This is a genomic window from Pseudomonas sp. GW821-FHT09A09, assembly GCF_059418405.1.
The window spans coordinates 1-18,873 of the sequence record NZ_JBWKPU010000052.1; the positions used below are offsets into that span (position 1 = coordinate 1).

The following is an 18,873-nucleotide window of genomic DNA, read 5'->3' on the forward strand; positions in this document are numbered from 1 at the left end:
CCCCCCCCCCCCCCCCCCCCCCCCCCCCCCCCCCCCCCCCCCCCCCCCCCCCCCCCCCCCCCCCCGTGCTCCTACAGTGGGCGCGGTGGCCGCCAGGTATTAAAACGTGCCGCTTAGATCGGGCAGGTCACACCTGTACCACCAATCCCGCAATAGCCCTGCGGGTTCTTCGCCAGGTACTGCTGGTGATACGCCTCGGCGAAGTACACCGTCGGCGCTTCTTCGATTTCCGTGGTGATCACACCCAAACCGGCCTTGGTCAGTTCACCCTGATACGCCTCGGCACTGGCCTGCGCTGCTGCCAGTTGTTCCGGCGTGGTCGCGTAGATCACCGAGCGGTACTGGCTGCCAATGTCGTTGCCCTGGCGCATGCCCTGGGTGGGGTTGTGCAGTTCCCAGAACATCTTCAGCAGGTCTTCGTATTTCACCTTGGCCTGGTCGTACACCACCAGCACCACTTCGCTGTGGCCGGTCAGGCCTGAGCAGACTTCTTCATAGGTCGGGTTCGGCGTGTAGCCACCGGCATAACCCACCACCGTGCTGACCACGCCATCACGCTGCCAGAACCGCCGCTCGGCGCCCCAGAAGCAGCCCAGGCCGAAGATGGCAAAGCCGACGTCATCGAGGAACGGACCGAGCAGTGGGTTGCCGTTGACGAAATGTGTCTCTGGCAGTGCCATCGGCGTTTCACGGCCAGGCAAAGCTTGTTCTTGAGTAGGCAGCACGTTTTTGTTCACCAGAATTTCCGAGCGCAAGACCATGATCAGTCCTCTCGTCAGGTTGAGTTAGCGGTAAATATTCAGACAGGCAGTGTGCCCGAGTGTTACAGCGCTGTCAGGCGATTGGCCCGCGTGGGTAGCGTTTAAGCTTCTCCAGCAGCTCCCCACCGGGGATAGGCCGGTCGAACAGGTAGCCCTGGCCCACGTCGCAACGGTGCCGGCGCAGGAACGCCAGTTGCTCGGAGGTTTCGACACCTTCGGCCACCACCTTGAGCTTGAGGTTGTGGGCCATGGCGATCACCGCCGAGGTGATTTCCATGTCGTCCTGGTTGTCCGGGATCTCGTGGATAAAGCTGCGATCGATCTTGATGATGTCGATGGGGAATTTTTTCAGGTAGCTCAGCGACGAGTAACCCGTGCCGAAGTCGTCCATGGCCAGGGTCAGGCCAAAGCTCTTCAATTGGTCAAGCTGCAAGCGCGTGTCTTCGGTGGCTTCCAGCAGCAGGCCTTCGGTCAGCTCCAGCTCCAGCAGGCTGGCCGGCAGTTGTTCTTCCTTGAGGATCGTGGCGATCGAGGCCACCAGGTCAGGGTCGGAGAACTGCTTGGGCGACAGGTTGATCGCCACCTGCAGATTGCCCATGCCACCGGCGCTCAGTTGCTTGCTCATGCGGCAGGCCTGGCGCGCTATCCACTTGCCGATCGGGATGATCAGCCCGGTCTCTTCGGCCACGCTGATGAACTGGTCGGGGCGGATCATGCCCTTTTCCGGATGGTTCCAGCGCAGCAGCGCTTCCATGCCCAGCAGGCGACCGCTGCGCAGGCACAGCTTGGGCTGGTAGAACACGTCCAGTTCGTTCTGCGTCAGGGCACGGCGCAGGTTGTTTTCCACGAACAGCTTGTAGCTGGCCTCGGCGTTCAGCGCTTCGGTAAACACCTGCACTTGGTGTTTGCCGTTGGCCTTGGCCTTGTGCAGGGCCAGGCCCGCGTTACGCATCAGGGTCTGCGGGTCGCGGCCATGCAGCGGTGCACAGGCCAGGCCCACGGAGCCGGTGACACTGATCAATTGGTTGTCGACGAACATCGGCTTGTCGAGGGTCGTCAGCAATTGGCTGGCAACCTGCTGGCCGCTCTCAAGGTCGGTGTCGTCCAGCAGCACGGCAAATTCGTTACTGGCAAAACGCGCCAGGCTGCCGCCCGCGCTCAAGCTGTTACGCAAGCGGCGCGCCAGGCTGATCAGCAGCTTGTCGCCGGTCTGGTGGCCGAGGCTGTCGTTGATCCGCTTGAAGTTGTCGATGTCCACCAGCAGCAGGCTGATCGGGCTGTCGCTGTCGCGGGCAAAGCGTTCATCCAGGTTGCGGATGAACGCCGGGCGATTGCCCAGGTTGGTCAGGTTGTCGGTGTAGGCCAGGCGTTCGATGCGCTGTTGCGCCAGCTTGGTCTGGGTGATGTCTTCGTAGATACCGATGTAGTGGGTCAACTCGCGGTTGTCGCCATACACCTTGGAAATCGACAACTGGCCCCAGTAGGGTTCCAGGTTCTTGCGCCGGCTCTTGAACTCACCCTGCCAGCTGTTGCTCTTGGCCAGGCTCGACGGCGCATCGAACAGCAACTCGCTGAGGTTCTCCAGCGCCGGCAGTTGCGCCAGGCGGTGGCCGTGGACCTCTTCGGCACTGTACTGGGTGATCGCGGTAAAGCTCGGGTTGACGTACTCCACCACGCCGTCGCAGTTGACCAGCAGAAAGGCGTTGGCGCTTTGCTCCACGGCACGCTGGAACAGGTGCAGGGCGCTGGTGGCAGTGCGGCGGTTGTGGTTGTTGATCACCAGCGCAAACTGGTCGGCCAGCTCGCCGGCAAACGCGATTTCGTCCGCCTGCCATGCGCGCGGGCTGCCGGCCTGTTCCAGGCACAACACGCCGACGACTTGGCCGTCGACGCGGATACTGGCGTCGAGCATCGCGTGGATGTCTTTGTCGCGCAGGCTCTCGGCCATTTCCCGGGTGCGCGGGTCACGCAGGGCATTGGTGGCGTCGATGGCGCGGCTGGTTTGCAGGGCTTCGAGGTAATCCGGGAAGCCGCTGGCGTCGATCGCTTCGGGCAGATGGTACTGCTGGTCGGCACGGCGATAGGCCGAGATCGGCACCAGGCGCTGCCCTTCGAGGTTCCAGATGCTGGCGCAATCGATCTCATAGATATCGCAGGCGCTGCGGGTGATCAGCTCGGCGGCTTCCTGCAGCGAATTGTTGGTGGTGTAGCGCTGGCGGGCCAGCAGCAGGATCAGCTCCTGCTGGGCGCGCACCCGCTCCAGGTGCTGCAGTTGTTCCTGTTGGGCGCGCTGGTTGAGCTCCAGGGCGATCTGCAGGCGGCTGTTCTGGTTTTCCAGGTCGGCGCTCGGGGCCACGTAGGGCATTTCGCTGAACAGGCCGTCGACCACCATCAGGTAGCCGCGCAACAGGTGACGATTGTGTTGTTTGTAGGCTTCGCCCATTTCCAGCAGGCTCAGGGGGCCGTCGCTGGTGTGCAGGGTGTAGCGCACCAGGTAATGGGGGCTCTGGGTCAGTTGTTGCTGAATGGTGTCGTGCAACTGATACCGCGCCTGAGGTTCCATCAGGCTGGCGTAAGGGGTGCCGATCAGGGCGCAGAGCTCGACCGCCGGCAGGCCGAATTGGCGCTCGCAATTGGGGTCGAGGTACAGCAGGGCCCAACTCGCCTCATTAAGCCGCTCGAAACGCAACATACCGAGGCGCGAAGGCACCGGTAACTGCGTCACGACCTCGGCCGCCATACGGGCGACATCGGGTTGGCTTTTCATGGGGGGAACTCACTTGAAATTACGCGCACGGCGCCGGGCTCACGCCCTCTTTTCTGTTGCCTGCGGCAAGGTTGCATCATGCGGCGCGGGCTGACAAGAGAGGATGAAGGCTAAGTGCTATAAGGGGGTTATCGGCTGCTCGGGGGATTTCTGCAATCGGGGTGATGGAAGGTGTACAAGCCCGGTTTTCTTGTCTAACAAACAGGCAAAAAAAGCCCCGCCAAGTGGCGGGGTTGAGGTACGAGCGTGGCGCTCGGAAATCGGTGTAACAGGGCCTCCCCGGTGAAGGGGAGGCCCGTTGTGGCTTACAGCAGGATGGTGCGGATGTCGTTGAGCAGTTGGCTCAGGCGCTGCGTGAAGCGAGCAGCAGCGGCGCCGTTGATCACACGGTGATCGTAGGACAGCGACAGTGGCAACATCAGCTTCGGCTGGAACGCTTTACCGTCCCAGACTGGCTGGATAGTGGCCTTGGACACACCCAGGATCGCCACTTCCGGCGCGTTGACGATTGGCGTGAAGCCAGTGCCGCCAATGTGACCGAGGCTGGAGATGGTGAAGCAGGCGCCCTGCATGTCGTCCGGCGTGAGCTTCTTGTCGCGGGCCTTGGCAGCCAGTGCAGCGGCTTCAGCGGCAAGTTGCAGCAGGCTCTTCTGGTCGACGTTCTTGATGACCGGTACCAGCAGGCCATCCGGGGTGTCGACGGCAAAGCCGATGTGCACGTACTTCTTGCGGATGATCGCCTTGCCGCTTGGCGCCAGCGAAGCGTTGAAGTCCGGCAGTTCCTTGAGCAGGTGCGCACAGGCCTTGAGCAGCAGTGGCAGCACGGTCAGTTTCACGCCGGCTTTTTCAGCCACGGCTTTCTGCGCAACGCGGAAAGCTTCCAGGTCGGTGATGTCGGCCTGGTCGAACTGAGTCACATGCGGGATGTTCAGCCAGCTGGCGTGCAGGCCGGCCGCGCCGATTTGCATCAGGCGGGTCATCGGCACTTCTTCGATTTCACCGAAGCGGCTGAAGTCGACGGTGCGGATCGGCGGAATGCCCGAACCACCGGTAGCGCCGCCAGCAGCCGGCGCTTCCTTGGCTTTCTGCATCATGGCTTTGACGTAAGCCTGCACGTCTTCCTTCAGCACACGGCCGTGAGGACCGCTGGCTGCGACAGCGCTCAGCTCAACGCCGAACTCGCGGGCCAATTGACGCACGGCAGGGCCAGCGTGAACCTTGGCACCGCTTGGCGCAGGTGCGGCAGCAGCAGGGGCCGGTGCGGCCTCGGCTTTTGCAGCAGGTGCAGGGGCGGCGGCCGGAGCCGCTTCAGCCTTGGCAGCCGGCGCGGCGGCAGGTGCAGGTGCAGCGGCCGGGGCAGCGCCTTGTACTTTCAGCTTGAGGATGAAGTCGCCAGTGCCGACTTCGTCTTCCAGCTTGACAGCGATGCTTTCCACCACGCCAGCAGCCGGCGAAGGGATTTCCATGGAGGCCTTGTCGGACTCCAGGGTGATCAGCGACTGGTCGGCTTCGACGGTGTCGCCGACCTTGACCAGCAGCTCGATGATCTTGGCCTTGCCCGACGAACCGATGTCCGGGACGTGGATGTCCTGGACAGAGGCTGCGGCCGGAGCAGCAGCCGGGGCCGCAGGGGCCTCGGCAGCAGCAGGCTTTTCAGCCGGCGCGGGTGCAGCAGCGGCAGCAGGAGCCGCCGCAGGGGCCGCATCAGCGGCACCTTCGATTTCCAGCTCAAGCAGTTCGTCGCCTTCTTTCAGGCGGTCGCCCAACTTCACTTTCAAGCTCTTGACCACGCCGGCCTTGGGAGCAGGGATTTCCATGCTCGCCTTGTCCGATTCCAGGGTCAGGATGCTCTGGTCGGCTTCGACGGTGTCGCCGACCTTCACAAACAGCTCGATTACTTCACCTTCACCGCTGCCGATGTCAGGTACGCGAATGAGTTCGCTCACAAAAAGTCTCCTCAGCAGTCCAGTGGGTTGCGTTTTTCCGGGTTGATCCCGAACTTGACGATAGCGTCTGCTACCACCTTAGGTTCGATCTCACCACGGTCAGCCAAGGCTTCCAGGGCTGCCAACACCACGAAGTGACGGTCAACTTCGAAGAAGTGACGCAGCTTCTTGCGGCTGTCACTGCGGCCGAAACCGTCGGTGCCCAGGACTTTGAATTCCTTGGACGGGACCCATTGGCGAATTTGTTCAGCAAACAGTTTCATGTAGTCGGTCGAAGCGATCACTGGGCCTTTACGGCCGGTCAGGCACTCTTCAACGAAGGTGCGCTGTGGCTTCTGACCAGGGTGCAGGCGGTTGTGACGCTCTACGGCCAGGCCGTCGCGACGCAGTTCGTTGAAGCTGGTTACGCTCCACACGTCAGCGCCAACGTTGAACTCTTCACGCAGGATCTTCGCCGCTTCACGCACTTCGCGCAGGATGGTGCCGGAGCCCATCAGCTGCACGTGGTGCGCTGCTTCCTTGGTGTCTTCTTCGAGCAGGTACATGCCCTTGATGATGCCTTCTTCCACGCCAGCCGGCATTGCAGGCTGCTGGTAGGACTCGTTCATCACGGTGATGTAGTAGAAAACGTCCTGCTGCTCTTCGGTCATCTTCTTCATGCCGTCCTGGATGATCACCGCCAGCTCATAGCCGTAGGTTGGATCAAAGGTGCGGCAGTTCGGGATGGTGGCAGCCAGGATGTGGCTGTGACCGTCTTCGTGTTGCAGGCCTTCGCCGTTCAGCGTGGTACGGCCGGCGGTGCCGCCGATCAGGAAGCCACGGGTACGGCTGTCGCCTGCTGCCCACGCCAGGTCGCCAATACGCTGGAAGCCGAACATCGAGTAGAAGATGTAGAACGGCAGCATCGGCTGGTTGTGGCTGGAGTACGAAGTACCGGCAGCGATGAAGGAACTCATGGCGCCCGCTTCGTTGATGCCTTCTTCGAGGATCTGGCCCTTCTTGTCTTCCTTGTAGAACATCACCTGGTCTTTATCGACTGGCTCGTAGAGCTGGCCGACGGAGGAGTAGATGCCCAACTGACGGAACATGCCTTCCATACCGAAGGTACGGGCTTCGTCCGGGATGATCGGCACGATGCGCGGGCCGATGTCCTTGTCCTTGACCAGCTGCGCCAGGATGCGCACGAAAGCCATGGTGGTGGAGATTTCACGGTCGCCCGAGCCGTCGAGGATGGCCTTGAGGGTGCTCAGGTCTGGCGTCGGTACGCTGAAGCTGTTGGCGCGACGCTGTGGTACGAAACCACCCAGTGCGGCGCGGCGCTCGGCCAGGTAACGGGCCTCGGCGCTGTTCGGCTCTGGCTTGAAGAACGGCAGGTTCTCCAGCTCTTCGTCCTTGACCGGGATGTCGAAGCGGTCGCGGAACAACTTCAGGCTGTCGACATCGACTTTCTTGGTGTTGTGCGCTGTGTTCTTCGCTTCGCCGGCACCGGTGCCATAACCCTTGATGGTCTTGGCCAGGATGACGGTCGGTTGTTCTTTGTGGTTTACCGCTTCGTGGTACGCCGCGTAGACCTTGTACGGGTCGTGGCCGCCACGGTTGAGTTTCCAGATCTCGTCGTCGGACAGGTCTGCAACCATCGCCTTGAGTTCAGGCGTGTTGAAGAAGTGTTCACGCACGAATGCGCCGTCTTTGGCCTTGTAGTTCTGGTACTCGCCGTCGATGACTTCGTCCATGCGACGTTGCAGGATACCGTCGACGTCTTTGGCCAGCAGTGGGTCCCAGAAACGGCCCCAGATGACTTTGGTCACGTTCCACTGAGCACCGCGGAACACGCCTTCGAGTTCCTGGATGATCTTGCCGTTGCCGCGAACCGGGCCGTCGAGGCGCTGCAGGTTGCAGTTGATGACGAAGATCAGGTTATCCAGCTTCTCGCGGCCGGCCAGGGAAATGGCGCCCAGGGATTCTGGCTCGTCGCACTCGCCGTCGCCCAGGAAGCACCAGACTTTCTGCTTGCCTTCAGGGATGAAGCCACGGGCTTCCAGGTACTTCATGAAGCGAGCCTGGTAGATCGCCTGGATCGGGCCCAAGCCCATGGATACAGTCGGGAACTGCCAGAAATCAGGCATCAGCCAAGGGTGCGGGTACGACGACAGGCCGTTACCGTCCACTTCCTGGCGGAAGTTGTTCATGTGTTCTTCGGTGATGCGGCCTTCCATGAACGCACGGGCGTAAACGCCTGGGGAGGTGTGGCCCTGGAAGTAGATCAGGTCGCCGCCGTGTTCGTCGGTCGGGGCCTGGAAGAAGTAGTTGAAGCCGATGTCATACAGGGTTGCGCTGGAAGCGAAGCTGGAGATGTGACCGCCCAGGTCCGAATCTTTCAAGTTCGTGCGCATTACCATCGCCATGGCGTTCCAACGTACCAGCGAGCGAATGCGGCGTTCCATGAACAGGTCGCCAGGCATGCGTGCTTCGTGGGTAACGGGGATGGTGTTGCGGTATGGAGTGGTGATGGCGTAGGGCAGTTGCGAGCCGCTGCGGGTCGCGAGTTCGCCCATACGGGTCATCAGGTAGTGAGCACGGTCTTCGCCTTCTTTGTCGAGAACCGATTCCAGGGCGTCCAGCCATTCCTGGGTTTCGACGGGATCGAGGTCTTGCATGGCTTGCTCCAGGGCGGAAAGGCTACCAGAATCGGTTGCCTGAGTTTGCGACTGGCCTTGTGGGCAGACGACATAAATTCTTGGATGGCCGAAGGTTGCTTCGGCGTCCTGTAGTTTTACTACAAATCGTCGGCCATTTCAGCCTTTCGAATGTATATACGAGTAGTAAAACTACACAAGACTGAGCGTATGGCTCGGTCTGGCTGGTGAGCATAATCGTTATTGTTGATCTTTTGCGAACAAGAAAAGGTGAAAGTTTGATGCTGGCTGCCAAAATGAAATTAATTTCAGCTATTTCTAACCTTTGTTCGACAGTCCTTCACCAAGCGTGGTTCTTGCCTTCACGGCAACACGCCTTTTACGCGCCGAACAAGGATAGACCATGAGCCTTCCCACGCTGGCCGAACTGCCGGCCGTTCTCTTGCCTTTTGCCCAGCGGGCCGAGCAGTCATTTCGTGACGCAGTGGCCGCGCTGGACGACGATCATGGACTTTCTGCGTGGACGCCGCAACGGTGGGCCGACTTCGCCCGCGTGTGCGCCGCCAGTGATTTCGTCATTGAACAGAGCCTTCGTGACCCTTTGATGTTGCTCGAGCTAGTGGCCTGGGGTGAGTTGGACCGCGGCTTTGCGCCCGACGAGCTGTGCGGGCAGATCGCCGCCGCCGTGCAACAGGCCGAAACAGAAGATGAGTTGGGCCGTGTGCTGCGTCGCCAGCGCACCCGCCAGCAGGTGCGCATCATCTGGCGCGACCTGACGCGCCAGGCTGACCTGGTGCAAACCTGCCGTGACCTCTCCGACATGGCCGACGCCAGCATCGACCAGGCCTACCAATGGCTGTACCAGCGCCACTGCGTGCAGTTCGGTACGCCCACTGGTCGGCGCAGCGGCGAGCCGCAGCACATGGTCATCCTCGGCATGGGCAAGCTCGGCGCCGTGGAACTGAACCTCTCTTCCGACATTGACCTGATCTTCGCCTACCCCGAAGGCGGCGAAACCGTGGGGATCAAGCGCGCCCTGGACAACCAGGAATTTTTCATTCGCTTGGGTCAAAAATTGATCAAGGCCCTCGATCCGATGACCGTCGACGGCTTTGTATTCCGGGTCGACATGCGCCTGCGCCCCTACGGCTCGGCCGGCGCGTTGGTGCTCAGCTTCAACGCGCTGGAGCAGTACTACCAGGACCAGGGCCGGGACTGGGAACGCTACGCCATGATCAAGGCGCGCGTAGTGGCCGGTGACCAGGTGGCCGGCGCGCAGTTGCTCGACATGCTGCGACCGTTCGTCTACCGCCGTTACCTGGACTTTTCCGCCATCGAAGCGCTGCGCACCATGAAGCAGCTGATCCAGCAGGAAGTGCGGCGCAAGGGCATGGCCGACAACATCAAGCTGGGGGCGGGCGGTATTCGCGAAGTGGAGTTCATCGCCCAGGCGTTCCAACTGATCCACGGCGGCCGCGACCTCAGCCTGCAGCAACGGCCACTGCTCAAAGTGCTCGGCACCCTGGAAGGCCAAGGCTACCTGCCGCCGGCGGTGATCGCCGAGTTGCGCAATGGCTATGAGTTCCTGCGCTACACCGAACACGCTATCCAGGCGATTGCCGACCGTCAGACCCAGATGCTCCCCGACAGTCCCGAGGACCAGGCGCGCATTGCCTTTATGCTGGGTTTTGCCGATTGGGCGAGCTTCCATGAGCGCCTGATGGACTGGCGCGGCCGCATCGACTGGCATTTCCGCCAGGTCATCGCCGACCCGGATGAAGAAGAGGGTGAAGAAAGCGAACTGGTTGTGGGTGGTGAGTGGTTGCCGCTGTGGGAAGAATCCCAAGATGAAGACGCTGCCTGTCGTCAGTTGGCCGAGGGTGGCTTTACCGACGCGCCCAAAGCCCTGAAAGCCTTGACCAGCCTGCGCAGCAGCCCGCAGCTGCGTGCCATGCAGCGCCTGGGCCGAGAGCGCCTGGATGCGTTTATCCCACGTTTGTTGGCTCAGGCTGTCGAGCATGCCAACCCGGACCTGGTGTTGGAGCGTGTGCTGCCGCTGGTCGAAGCCGTCGCCCGTCGTTCCGCTTATCTGGTGCTGCTCACGGAAAACCCCGACGCCCTGCGTCGACTATTGACCCTGTGCGCCGCCAGCCCGTGGATCGCCGAACAGATCACGCGTTTCCCATTGTTGCTGGACGAATTGCTCAACGAAGGCCGCCTATTCAAGCCGCCCTTGGCGCCGGAACTCGCCGCCGAATTGCGCGAGCGCCTCACGCGCATCCCCGAGGATGACCTTGAGCAGCAGATGGAGGCCCTGCGCCACTTCAAGCTGGCCCACCGCCTGCGCGTCGCGGCGTCGGAAATCGCTGGCAGCCTGCCATTGATGAAGGTCAGCGACTACCTGACCTGGCTCGCCGAAGCCATCCTCGAACAAGTGCTGGCCCTGGCCTGGCGCCAGACTGTGGCGCGTCATGGCTCGCCGCAACGTCTGGACGGTACGTTGTGCGATCCTGGCTTCATCATTGTCGGTTATGGGAAAGTCGGCGGGATCGAACTGGGGCATGGTTCGGACCTGGACCTGGTGTTTATCCATGACGGCGACCCGCAGGCCGAAACCGACGGTGCCAAGCCGATTGACGGTGCGCAATTCTTTACGCGCCTGGGCCAGCGGATCATTCATTTGCTGACGACCCAGACCAACTCCGGGCAGCTCTATGAAGTGGATATGCGCCTGCGTCCTTCCGGCGCATCCGGTTTGCTGGTGAGTTCGCTCGGTGCGTTTGACCGCTATCAACAAAATGAAGCCTGGACCTGGGAGCATCAGGCCTTGATCCGTGCGCGGGTGCTGGTGGGCAGCCAGGATGTGGGTCGCGCATTCGAGCAGGTGCGGGCCAACGTGCTGGGGCGTGAGCGTGACCTGGAGAAGCTGCGCCAGGAAGTCAGTGAGATGCGCGCCAAGATGCGTGACAACCTGGGCACCAAGACCACGGCGGCCGGCACCGGCGCCAATGCCTTCGAGCCCACGGCGGTGTTCGACCTCAAGCAGGACGCCGGAGGTATCGTCGATATTGAATTTATGGTGCAATACGCGGCTTTGGCGTGGTCTGCGCAACATCCATCGTTGCTGCGCTATACCGACAATATCCGCATCCTGGAGGGCCTGGAGCAGGTCGGGCTGATGCCCGCCGCCGATGCCCACTTGCTGCGTGAGGTGTACAAGGCCTACCGTTCCGCCGCGCATCGCCAGGCCCTGCAGAACGAGGCCGGCACAGTCGCCGGGGATCAGTTTGCCGACGAACGGCGCCAGGTGATGCGAATCTGGAAAGAACTGGGGTTAAGTTGAGTCAACTGTAGGAGCCGGCTTGCCGGCGATTGAGGCCCTTGGAATCCATGGTGATCGTTCGGACGTTATCGCTGGCAAGCCAGCTCCTACAATCATTCTTCTCCTACAGAAATTATCGAGGCGGGGAGGCATAAGCCTCCCCGTATCGTTTGTGGAAACTACATGAATATTCTGATCGTTGGGCCCAGTTGGGTCGGTGACATGGTGATGGCACAGACACTGTTCCAGTGCCTGCGCCTACGCCATCCAGACTGCCAGATCGACGTGCTTGCCCCAGAGTGGAGCCGCCCGATCCTTGAGCGCATGCCCGAAGTGCGCAAGGCCTTGAGCTTTCCGCTCGGCCATGGCGCGCTGGAGCTGGCGACCCGCCGTCGCATCGGCAAATCCCTGGTCGGCCAGTACGACCAGGCGATCCTGCTGCCCAACTCGCTCAAGTCGGCGCTGGTGCCGTATTTTGCCGGCATTCCCAAGCGCACCGGCTGGCGTGGCGAGTTTCGCTACGTGCTGCTCAACGACGTGCGCACCCTGGACAAGGCGCGCTACCCGCTGATGATCGAGCGCTTCATGGCCCTGGCCTATGAGCCGGGCGCTGAATTGCCACAGCCGTATCCACGCCCGAGCCTGCAGATCGACCCCGTCAGCCGCGACGCGGCGCTGGCCAAGTTCGGCCTGACCCTGGACCGCCCGGTGTTGGCCCTGTGCCCCGGTGCCGAGTTCGGCGAATCCAAGCGTTGGCCGTCCGAGCATTACGCCAAGGTCGCCGAGGCCAAGATCCGCGAAGGCTGGCAAGTGTGGCTGTTCGGTTCGAAGAAGGACCATCCGGTGGGCGAAGACATTCGCCAGCGCCTGATTCCCGGCCTGCGCGAAGAGGCGGTGAACCTCAGTGGCGACACGTCGCTGGCCGAGGCCATCGACCTGCTGTCCTGCGCCGACTCTGTTGTGTCCAACGACTCCGGCCTGATGCACGTGGCTGCAGCGCTGAACCGCCCGTTGGTGGCGGTGTACGGCTCTACCTCGCCGGGTTTCACCCCGCCACTGGCCGATAAGGTCGAAGTGGTGCGCCTGGGCCTGGACTGCAGCCCGTGTTTTGAACGCACTTGCCGTTTTGGCCACTACAACTGCATGCGCCAGTTGCTGCCGCAGCCGGTGAATGAAGCCTTGCAGCGGTTGCAGGGCGTTGTGGTCGAGGTCCGATAGTTTGCGCGTTCTGGTAATCAAGACCTCATCCCTGGGCGATGTGATCCACGCCTTGCCGGCGCTGACCGATGCGGCGCGGGCGATTCCCGGCATCCGTTTCGACTGGGTGGTGGAAGAAGGCTTCGCTGAGATCCCCACCTGGCACCCTGCGGTGGACAAGGTGATCCCGGTGGCGATTCGCCGCTGGCGCAAGAACATCTGGCAAACCATCAAGAGCGGCGAGTGGCGACGCTTCAAGCAGAGCGTTCAGTCGACCAAGTACGACCTGGTGATCGACGCCCAAGGCTTGTTCAAAAGCGCCTGGCTGACGCGCTACGTGCGTGCTCCAGTGGCGGGCTTCGATAAGCACTCCGCCCGCGAACCCATCGCCGCGCGTTTCTACTCGCGACGCCTGGCCGTGGCCCGTGGGCAGCACGCCGTGGAGCGTCTGCGCCAGCTGTTCGCCGTGGCCCTGGGGTATGACCTGCCCAAGGCCCTGGGCGACTACGGCCTGAGTGTCGACAAACTGCTCGGTCTGCCGCCGAAAAAACCGTTCGTGCTGCTGCTGCACGGCACCACCTGGGACACCAAGCACTGGCCCGAAGCCTACTGGCGAGAGCTGGCCGAGCGCATGGGGCGCCTGGGCGTGGACGTCAAGCTGCCGTGGGGCAACGCCGCCGAAAAGGCCCGGGCCGAACGCCTGGCCAAAGGCTTGAGCAACGCCGAAGTGCTGCCCAAGTTGAACCTCGCTGGCGTCGCTCGCGTACTGGCGGGTGCCCGTGCCTGTGTGGCGGTGGACACCGGCCTGGGTCACCTGGCTGCTGCGTTGGATGTGCCGACCATCTCCCTGTTCGGCCCGACCAACCCCGGCCTCACCGGCGCCTACGGCAAGGGCCAGATTCACCTGGCCAGCGACTTCCCCTGCGCCCCGTGCCTGCAAAAAACCTGTACCTATCAACCGACGGCCGACGACCTGCGTCGGTTCGACATCAAGCGCGAATCGCCCCTGTGCTTCACGCGCCTGAACCCTGAGCGTGTGGCAAGCCGGCTGAGCACGTTGTTACTGGCTGAGGAGCTGCACTGATGCAACTGGCTTTTGTTCTGTACAAATATTTCCCCTTCGGCGGCTTGCAGCGCGACTTCATGCGCATCGCCCTGGAGTGCCAGCAGCGCGGCCACCAGATTCGTGTGTACACGCTCATCTGGGAAGGCGATGTCCCTCCCGGCTTCGAAGTGCTGGTGGCGCCGGTCAAGGCGTTCTTCAACCATCGGCGCAACGAAAAACTCAGTGCCTGGATGGCAGCCGACCTGGCCAAACGCCCGGTGGACCGCTTGATCGGCTTTAACAAGATGCCCGGCCTGGACGTGTACTACGCCGCCGATGGCTGCTTTGAAGACAAGGCGCAAAACCTGCGCCATTCGCTGTACCGCTATTTTGGCCGCTACAAACACTTTGCCGAGTACGAGCGCGCGGTGTTTGCCAAGGACGCCAAGACCGAAGTCCTGATGATTTCCGAGGTGCAGCAGCCGCTGTTCATCAAGCACTACGACACGCCGCTGGAACGCTTCCACCTGCTGCCGCCGGGCATTGCCCAGGACCGTCGCGCACCGCCGAATGCCGCCGAAATCCGCGAAGGTTTTCGCAAGGAATTCAACCTGGGTGACGACGACTTGCTGCTGGTGCAGATCGGCTCGGGCTTCAAGACCAAGGGCGTCGATCGCAGCCTCAAGGCCGTGGCCGCGCTGCCGGCTGAACTGAAAAAACGCACGCGCCTGTTTGTAATCGGCCAGGACGACCCCAAAGTATTCCAACTGCAAAGCGCCACACTGGGCCTGGGGGACAATGTGCAGTTCCTCAAGGGCCGCAGTGATATCCCGCGTTTCCTGCTGGGGGCCGACCTGTTGATTCACCCGGCGTACAACGAAAACACCGGCACCGTGTTGCTCGAAGCCCTGGTGGCCGGGTTGCCGGTACTGGTCTCGGCGGTGTGTGGTTATGCCCACTACATCAACGAGGCCGACAGCGGCCTGGTGCTGGATGAGCCGTTCGAACAGAACCAGCTCAACGAGTACCTGACGCAGATGCTCACCGACACTGCACAGCGCGCGGCCTGGGGCCGCAATGGGTTGGCCTTCGCCGAGACGGCCGACCTCTACAGCATGCCGCAGCACGCTGCGGATGTGATTCTGGCGGAGCCGAACCGATGAAGTTGATTCTTGCCGAACCGTTCAAGACGCTATGGGCCGGGCGTGATGCCTTTGCTGAAGTCGAGAAGCTGCAAGGCGAAGTATTCCGTGAACTGGCGGCGCGCCGCACGTTGCGCACTGTGGTGGAGGGCCGGCCGTATTTCGTGAAGATCCACCGTGGCATCGGCTGGGGTGAGATCTTCAAGAACCTGATCACCGCCAAGTTGCCGGTGCTCGGCGCTGGCCTTGAGTGGGCAGCGATCCATCGCTTGCAGCAGCTCGGTGTGCCGACCATGACCGGCGTGGCTTTCGGTGAAAAAGGCAACAACCCGGCCGACCAGCACTCGTTCATCATCACCGAAGAGCTGGCGCCGACCCTCAGTCTCGAAGACCTGACGATCAACTGGGTGGCCGAGCCGCCCGCGCCTGCGCTGCGCCATGCGCTCACCTTTGAGTTGGCGCGCATGGTCGGCGACATGCACCGTGGCGGCGTGAACCACCGCGACTGCTACCTGTGCCACTTCCTGCTGGACACCGCGCAACCTGTCGACGCGAAGCACATCAAGCTGTCGGTGATCGACTTGCACCGTGCCCAGTTGCGTGCGCATCTGCCGCTGCGCTGGCGCGACAAGGACTTGTCGGCGCTGTATTACTCGGCCCTGGAAATCGGCCTGACCCGCCGTGACAAACTGCGTTTCCTGAAGGGCTATTTCCGTCAGCCGCTGCGCCAGGTCCTGGCCGAGCAATCGGCGTCCTTGAGCCTGCTGCAGCGCAAGGCCGACAAGCTGTACGCGCGCAAACAACGCTTGGGGGATGCGATCTGATGGCGGGTTGGAATTTGGAACCGGCCTACGCTGCCCTGGCGGATGATTTTGGAACCCTTGAAGCGGTGTTTGCCCTGCAAGGCGAACAGCTGACCCGTGACCCCTTGTCAGAAGTGATCCGCGTGGAGCGGGGCGGCGTCAATTATTACGTCAAGCGCTACACCGGGGCCGGCAAGGGCCTGCGCCGCTACCTGGGCAAACCCCGGGTGAAGTCCGAGTGGCAGAACCTCAAACGCTTTGCCAAGTGGGGCATTCCCACCGCCGACGTGGTGGCCTGGGGCCTGGAGCGCAAGGGTTTGGCGTACGACCGTGGTGCGATGATCACCCGCGAATTGCCTAAAACCGAGGATTTGTCGGCGCTCGCCGAGCGCCGCGACGCAAGGCTAAAGGACCCCGAGTGGGTCAATGTGGTCAGTCGCCAGCTCGCTGAATACACCCGCACCATGCACGATCATCGCTTCACCCATAACGACTTGAAGTGGCGCAACCTGTTGATCGATGACCAGCAGACCCTGTACCTGATCGACTGCCCCAACGGTGATTTCTGGCGCGGTTTCTGGCTCAAGTACCGCATCACCAAAGACCTGGCTTGCCTGGACAAGGTTGCCAAGTATCACTTGTCGGCCACCCAGCGCCTGCGTTTCTACATGCAATATCGCCAACGCACGCACCTGACGGCGTCGGACAAACAGCGAATTCGCCATGTGGTGAAGTTTTTCGAGGGACGCGAATGAGTGATTTCCTGGCGGCCGAAGACCGTGCCCTGCTTGAGCGCAACGGCCTGGCAACCTTCGATGCCCTGTGGGCCAAGCAATTGGACGCAGTGGATGAGCCCAACACCAGCCGTGGCGGTTGGAGCAGCGTGTTCCGCCTGGAGCTTGAGGGGCAGGGCTACTACCTCAAGCGCCAGAGCAACTACCTGACGCGCAGCTTGCACCGCCCGTTTGGCGAGCCGAGTTTTTCCCGCGAGTTTCGCAACATCAGCCGGTACCGCTCGTTGGGCATTCCTGCCTTGCAAGCAGCGTTCTACGGCGAGCGCAAGGTCGCCGGTGAATACCGCGCAATGTTGCTGACGCGTGCGCTGGATGGTTGGAACGACCTGGATTCCCTGCTGGAACAATGGCCGCAGTTGAGCGATGCCCAGCACGGCGCGATCCTGCTGGCCTGTGGTCGGCTTGCGCGCCGACTGCACAGTGTTGGCCAGGTGCATGGTTGTTTTTATCCCAAGCATATTTTCCTGCAGGCGACGGTTGACGGTTATGCCGCGCAGTTGATCGACCTGGAGAAAACCCGCCCGCTGCTCTTTGGCTGGCGTGACCGGGTCAAGGATTTGGAACCGTTGTTGCGTCGCGCGCCACAATGGTCGGATGCGCAGGTGCGTCAGCTGTTGGCGGCGTACCTGGAGCAACCTGCGGACAGCTCGCTGGTCGCCACGTGGTACCAGCGCTTGAGCGCCCGCCGTAGCCACAAGGAAAACCGTTGATGCGTTTGTCCGAGCTGAAAACCGCCGGTCGTACCCCGAGTTTGCCGCTGACGATTGAGCTTGCCGATGCGGCGGGCCCTGGTCAGTTGCAACTGCTCAGCCTGCTGCGCGTGCTGCCCGGCGAGCGTTATGTGGGCGCGGCCGTCTGGCGCGGCCGTCCGGTGCTGGCCAAGTTGCTGGTGGGCAGCAAGGCGGCGCGGCATTTTCAGCGTGAGCTCAGCGGTGTGCGTCTGCTGGCCGAACAAGGCCTGACCACACCGTTGCTGCTGGCCGATGGTCTGCAGGAAGGTGAGGGCGGTTGGCTGCTGTTCGAATTTATCGAAGGTGCCGAGAGCCTGGCCGATGCCTGGCACACTGTCGAACACCTGCCGCCCTTGGCTGACGAACAAACCGCCGTGCTCGCCGAGGCGTTGGGTGCGATTGCCCAGATGCATACCCAGGGCCTGTGGCAGGAAGACCTGCACCTGGACAACCTGCTGCGCCAAGGCGGCAAGCTGTATTTGATCGATGGCGCAGGGATTCGCGTCGAAGAGGCCGGCAAGCCGCTGTCGCGCAACCGCGTACTGGAAAACCTCGGGGTGTTTTTTGCCCAGTTGCCGAAGAACCTCGAGCCGTTTACCGAAGAGCTGCTGGTGTATTACCTGCTGGCCAACGGTGAACATGCCTTGCCGCTTGAGGCCTTGGAAAAACAGGTGCGCAAGGTCAGCGCCTGGCGCCTGAAGGACTTCCTGAGCAAAGTCGGCCGCGAGTGCACGCTGTTCAGCGTGGTGCGTGGGCCGTTTGCATTGCGTGCGGTCCGCCGTGATGAAGAAGCCGCCATGCTGCCGGTGCTGGAGCAGGCTGACACGTTGCTCGACAGCGGCCACCTCTTCAAGACCGGTGGTGCCGCGACGGTGGCCAAGACCGACGTGGCGGGGCGCTCGCTGGTTATCAAACGCTACAACATCAAAGGGTTCGTCCATTGGCTCAAGCGCTTCTGGCGCCCGAGCCGCGCCTGGCATTCCTGGCGCGAGGGCAATCGCCTGGCGTTCCTTGGCATCGCCACGCCCAAGCCGCTGGCCGTGCTGGAAAAACGCTTCTTCTGGCTGCGCAGCCGCGCCTATCTGGTGACGGAATTGATCGCGGGGCCGGACATCATCGAGCGTTTTGCGCCCTACGTCGAAAGCGGCGCCGCGCCGGAAAATGAACTGCTGGCCCTGGATCACTTATTCGCCGAGCTGATCCGCGAGCGCATCAGTCATGGCGATTTCAAGGGCCATAACCTGTTCTGGGACAAGGACCGATGGTCCCTGATCGACCTGGACGCCATGCGCCAACACAGCTCCGATACCAGCTTCGCCCCGGCGTACGCCAAGGACCGCGCGCGGTTCATGCGCAACTGGCCTGAGAACAGCGCGTTGTACCAACTGATCGATCAACGCCTGCCCAAGTAGCTCTGATTCGCCAGTACACGATCCAACTGTGGGAGCTGGCTTGTCGGATCGCCGCACCGCTGCGATAGCATCAGCTCGGTACATCTGAAACACCGAGGTGCCTGCATCGCAGGCAAGCCAGCTCCCACATGTACTCGGTGTCGATCACACACCAGCGGCCAAACACAAAACCCCCGTAGGAGCCGGCTTGCCGGCGATGTGGCCCGCAACAACGCCGCAATATTTGAAACTGCCATCGCCGGCAAGCCAGCTCCCACATGTACTCGGTGTCGATCACACACCAGCGGCCAAACACAAAACCCCCGTAGGAGCCGGCT

At 62.1% G+C, this 18,873-nt stretch carries 12 protein-coding genes; 8 read left to right on the forward strand and 4 right to left on the reverse strand.

Translation table 11 applies throughout. The features are described 5' to 3' along the window. Positions 1 to 113 precede the first annotated feature (113 nt). From msrA to aceE, 4 genes are all read right to left on the reverse strand, one after another. The gene (gene msrA / locus AC07OV_RS28540) at positions 114 to 761 is read right to left on the reverse strand and encodes a peptide-methionine (S)-S-oxide reductase MsrA (protein WP_178918626.1); all 648 of its coding nucleotides are present in this window, start codon (positions 759 to 761) and stop codon (positions 114 to 116) included. A 73-nt stretch (positions 762 to 834) separates the two neighbouring features. Further along, a complete protein-coding gene (locus AC07OV_RS28545) occupies positions 835 to 3,528 on the reverse strand; it encodes a putative bifunctional diguanylate cyclase/phosphodiesterase (RefSeq protein WP_494998982.1) in 2,694 nt (897 codons plus the stop codon). A 305-nt stretch (positions 3,529 to 3,833) separates the two neighbouring features. Continuing rightward, positions 3,834 to 5,474 carry a dihydrolipoyllysine-residue acetyltransferase gene (aceF, locus tag AC07OV_RS28550; RefSeq protein ID WP_494998983.1) on the reverse strand — a complete coding sequence of 547 codons (1,641 nt, stop codon included), beginning with the start codon at positions 5,472 to 5,474 and terminating at the stop codon, positions 3,834 to 3,836. Between the two features lie 11 nt (positions 5,475 to 5,485). After that, positions 5,486 to 8,131: a pyruvate dehydrogenase (acetyl-transferring), homodimeric type gene (gene aceE, locus AC07OV_RS28555; protein ID WP_176997185.1), complete on the reverse strand. Its 2,646-nt coding sequence runs from the start codon at positions 8,129 to 8,131 to the stop codon at positions 5,486 to 5,488. A gap of 382 nt (positions 8,132 to 8,513) precedes the next feature. On the opposite strand from aceE, the gene glnE reads away from it, so the two are divergent. The 8 genes from glnE (at position 8,514) to AC07OV_RS28595 (ending at position 18,556) form a co-directional block, all read left to right on the forward strand. After that, positions 8,514 to 11,453, forward strand: a complete 2,940-nt coding sequence (gene glnE, locus AC07OV_RS28560) for a bifunctional [glutamate--ammonia ligase]-adenylyl-L-tyrosine phosphorylase/[glutamate--ammonia-ligase] adenylyltransferase (protein ID WP_494998984.1) — start codon at positions 8,514 to 8,516, stop codon at positions 11,451 to 11,453. A gap of 162 nt (positions 11,454 to 11,615) precedes the next feature. After that, on the forward strand, positions 11,616 to 12,650 hold the full coding sequence (gene waaF, locus AC07OV_RS28565) for a lipopolysaccharide heptosyltransferase II (RefSeq protein ID WP_495093464.1): 1,035 nt from the start codon (positions 11,616 to 11,618) through the stop codon (positions 12,648 to 12,650). A gap of 1 nt (position 12,651) precedes the next feature. Next, positions 12,652 to 13,713, forward strand: a complete 1,062-nt coding sequence (waaC, locus tag AC07OV_RS28570) for a lipopolysaccharide heptosyltransferase I (protein ID WP_495093465.1) — start codon at positions 12,652 to 12,654, stop codon at positions 13,711 to 13,713. Further along, positions 13,713 to 14,837 carry a glycosyltransferase family 4 protein gene (locus AC07OV_RS28575; protein WP_495093466.1) on the forward strand — a complete coding sequence of 375 codons (1,125 nt, stop codon included), beginning with the start codon at positions 13,713 to 13,715 and terminating at the stop codon, positions 14,835 to 14,837. Before waaC ends, AC07OV_RS28575 begins: the two co-directional genes overlap by 1 nt. Next, a complete protein-coding gene (gene rfaP / locus AC07OV_RS28580; protein ID WP_495093467.1) occupies positions 14,834 to 15,640 on the forward strand; it encodes a lipopolysaccharide core heptose(I) kinase RfaP in 807 nt (268 codons plus the stop codon). Before AC07OV_RS28575 ends, rfaP begins: the two co-directional genes overlap by 4 nt. Beyond that, positions 15,640 to 16,374, forward strand: a complete 735-nt coding sequence (locus tag AC07OV_RS28585) for a lipopolysaccharide kinase InaA family protein (protein ID WP_495093468.1) — start codon at positions 15,640 to 15,642, stop codon at positions 16,372 to 16,374. The genes rfaP and AC07OV_RS28585 overlap by 1 nt, the downstream gene beginning before the upstream one ends. Next, the gene (locus tag AC07OV_RS28590) at positions 16,371 to 17,123 is read left to right on the forward strand and encodes a lipopolysaccharide kinase InaA family protein (RefSeq protein WP_494998988.1); all 753 of its coding nucleotides are present in this window, start codon (positions 16,371 to 16,373) and stop codon (positions 17,121 to 17,123) included. Before AC07OV_RS28585 ends, AC07OV_RS28590 begins: the two co-directional genes overlap by 4 nt. Then, positions 17,123 to 18,556: a lipopolysaccharide kinase InaA family protein gene (locus AC07OV_RS28595; RefSeq protein ID WP_495093469.1), complete on the forward strand. Its 1,434-nt coding sequence runs from the start codon at positions 17,123 to 17,125 to the stop codon at positions 18,554 to 18,556. The genes AC07OV_RS28590 and AC07OV_RS28595 overlap by 1 nt, the downstream gene beginning before the upstream one ends. Positions 18,557 to 18,873 lie beyond the last annotated feature (317 nt).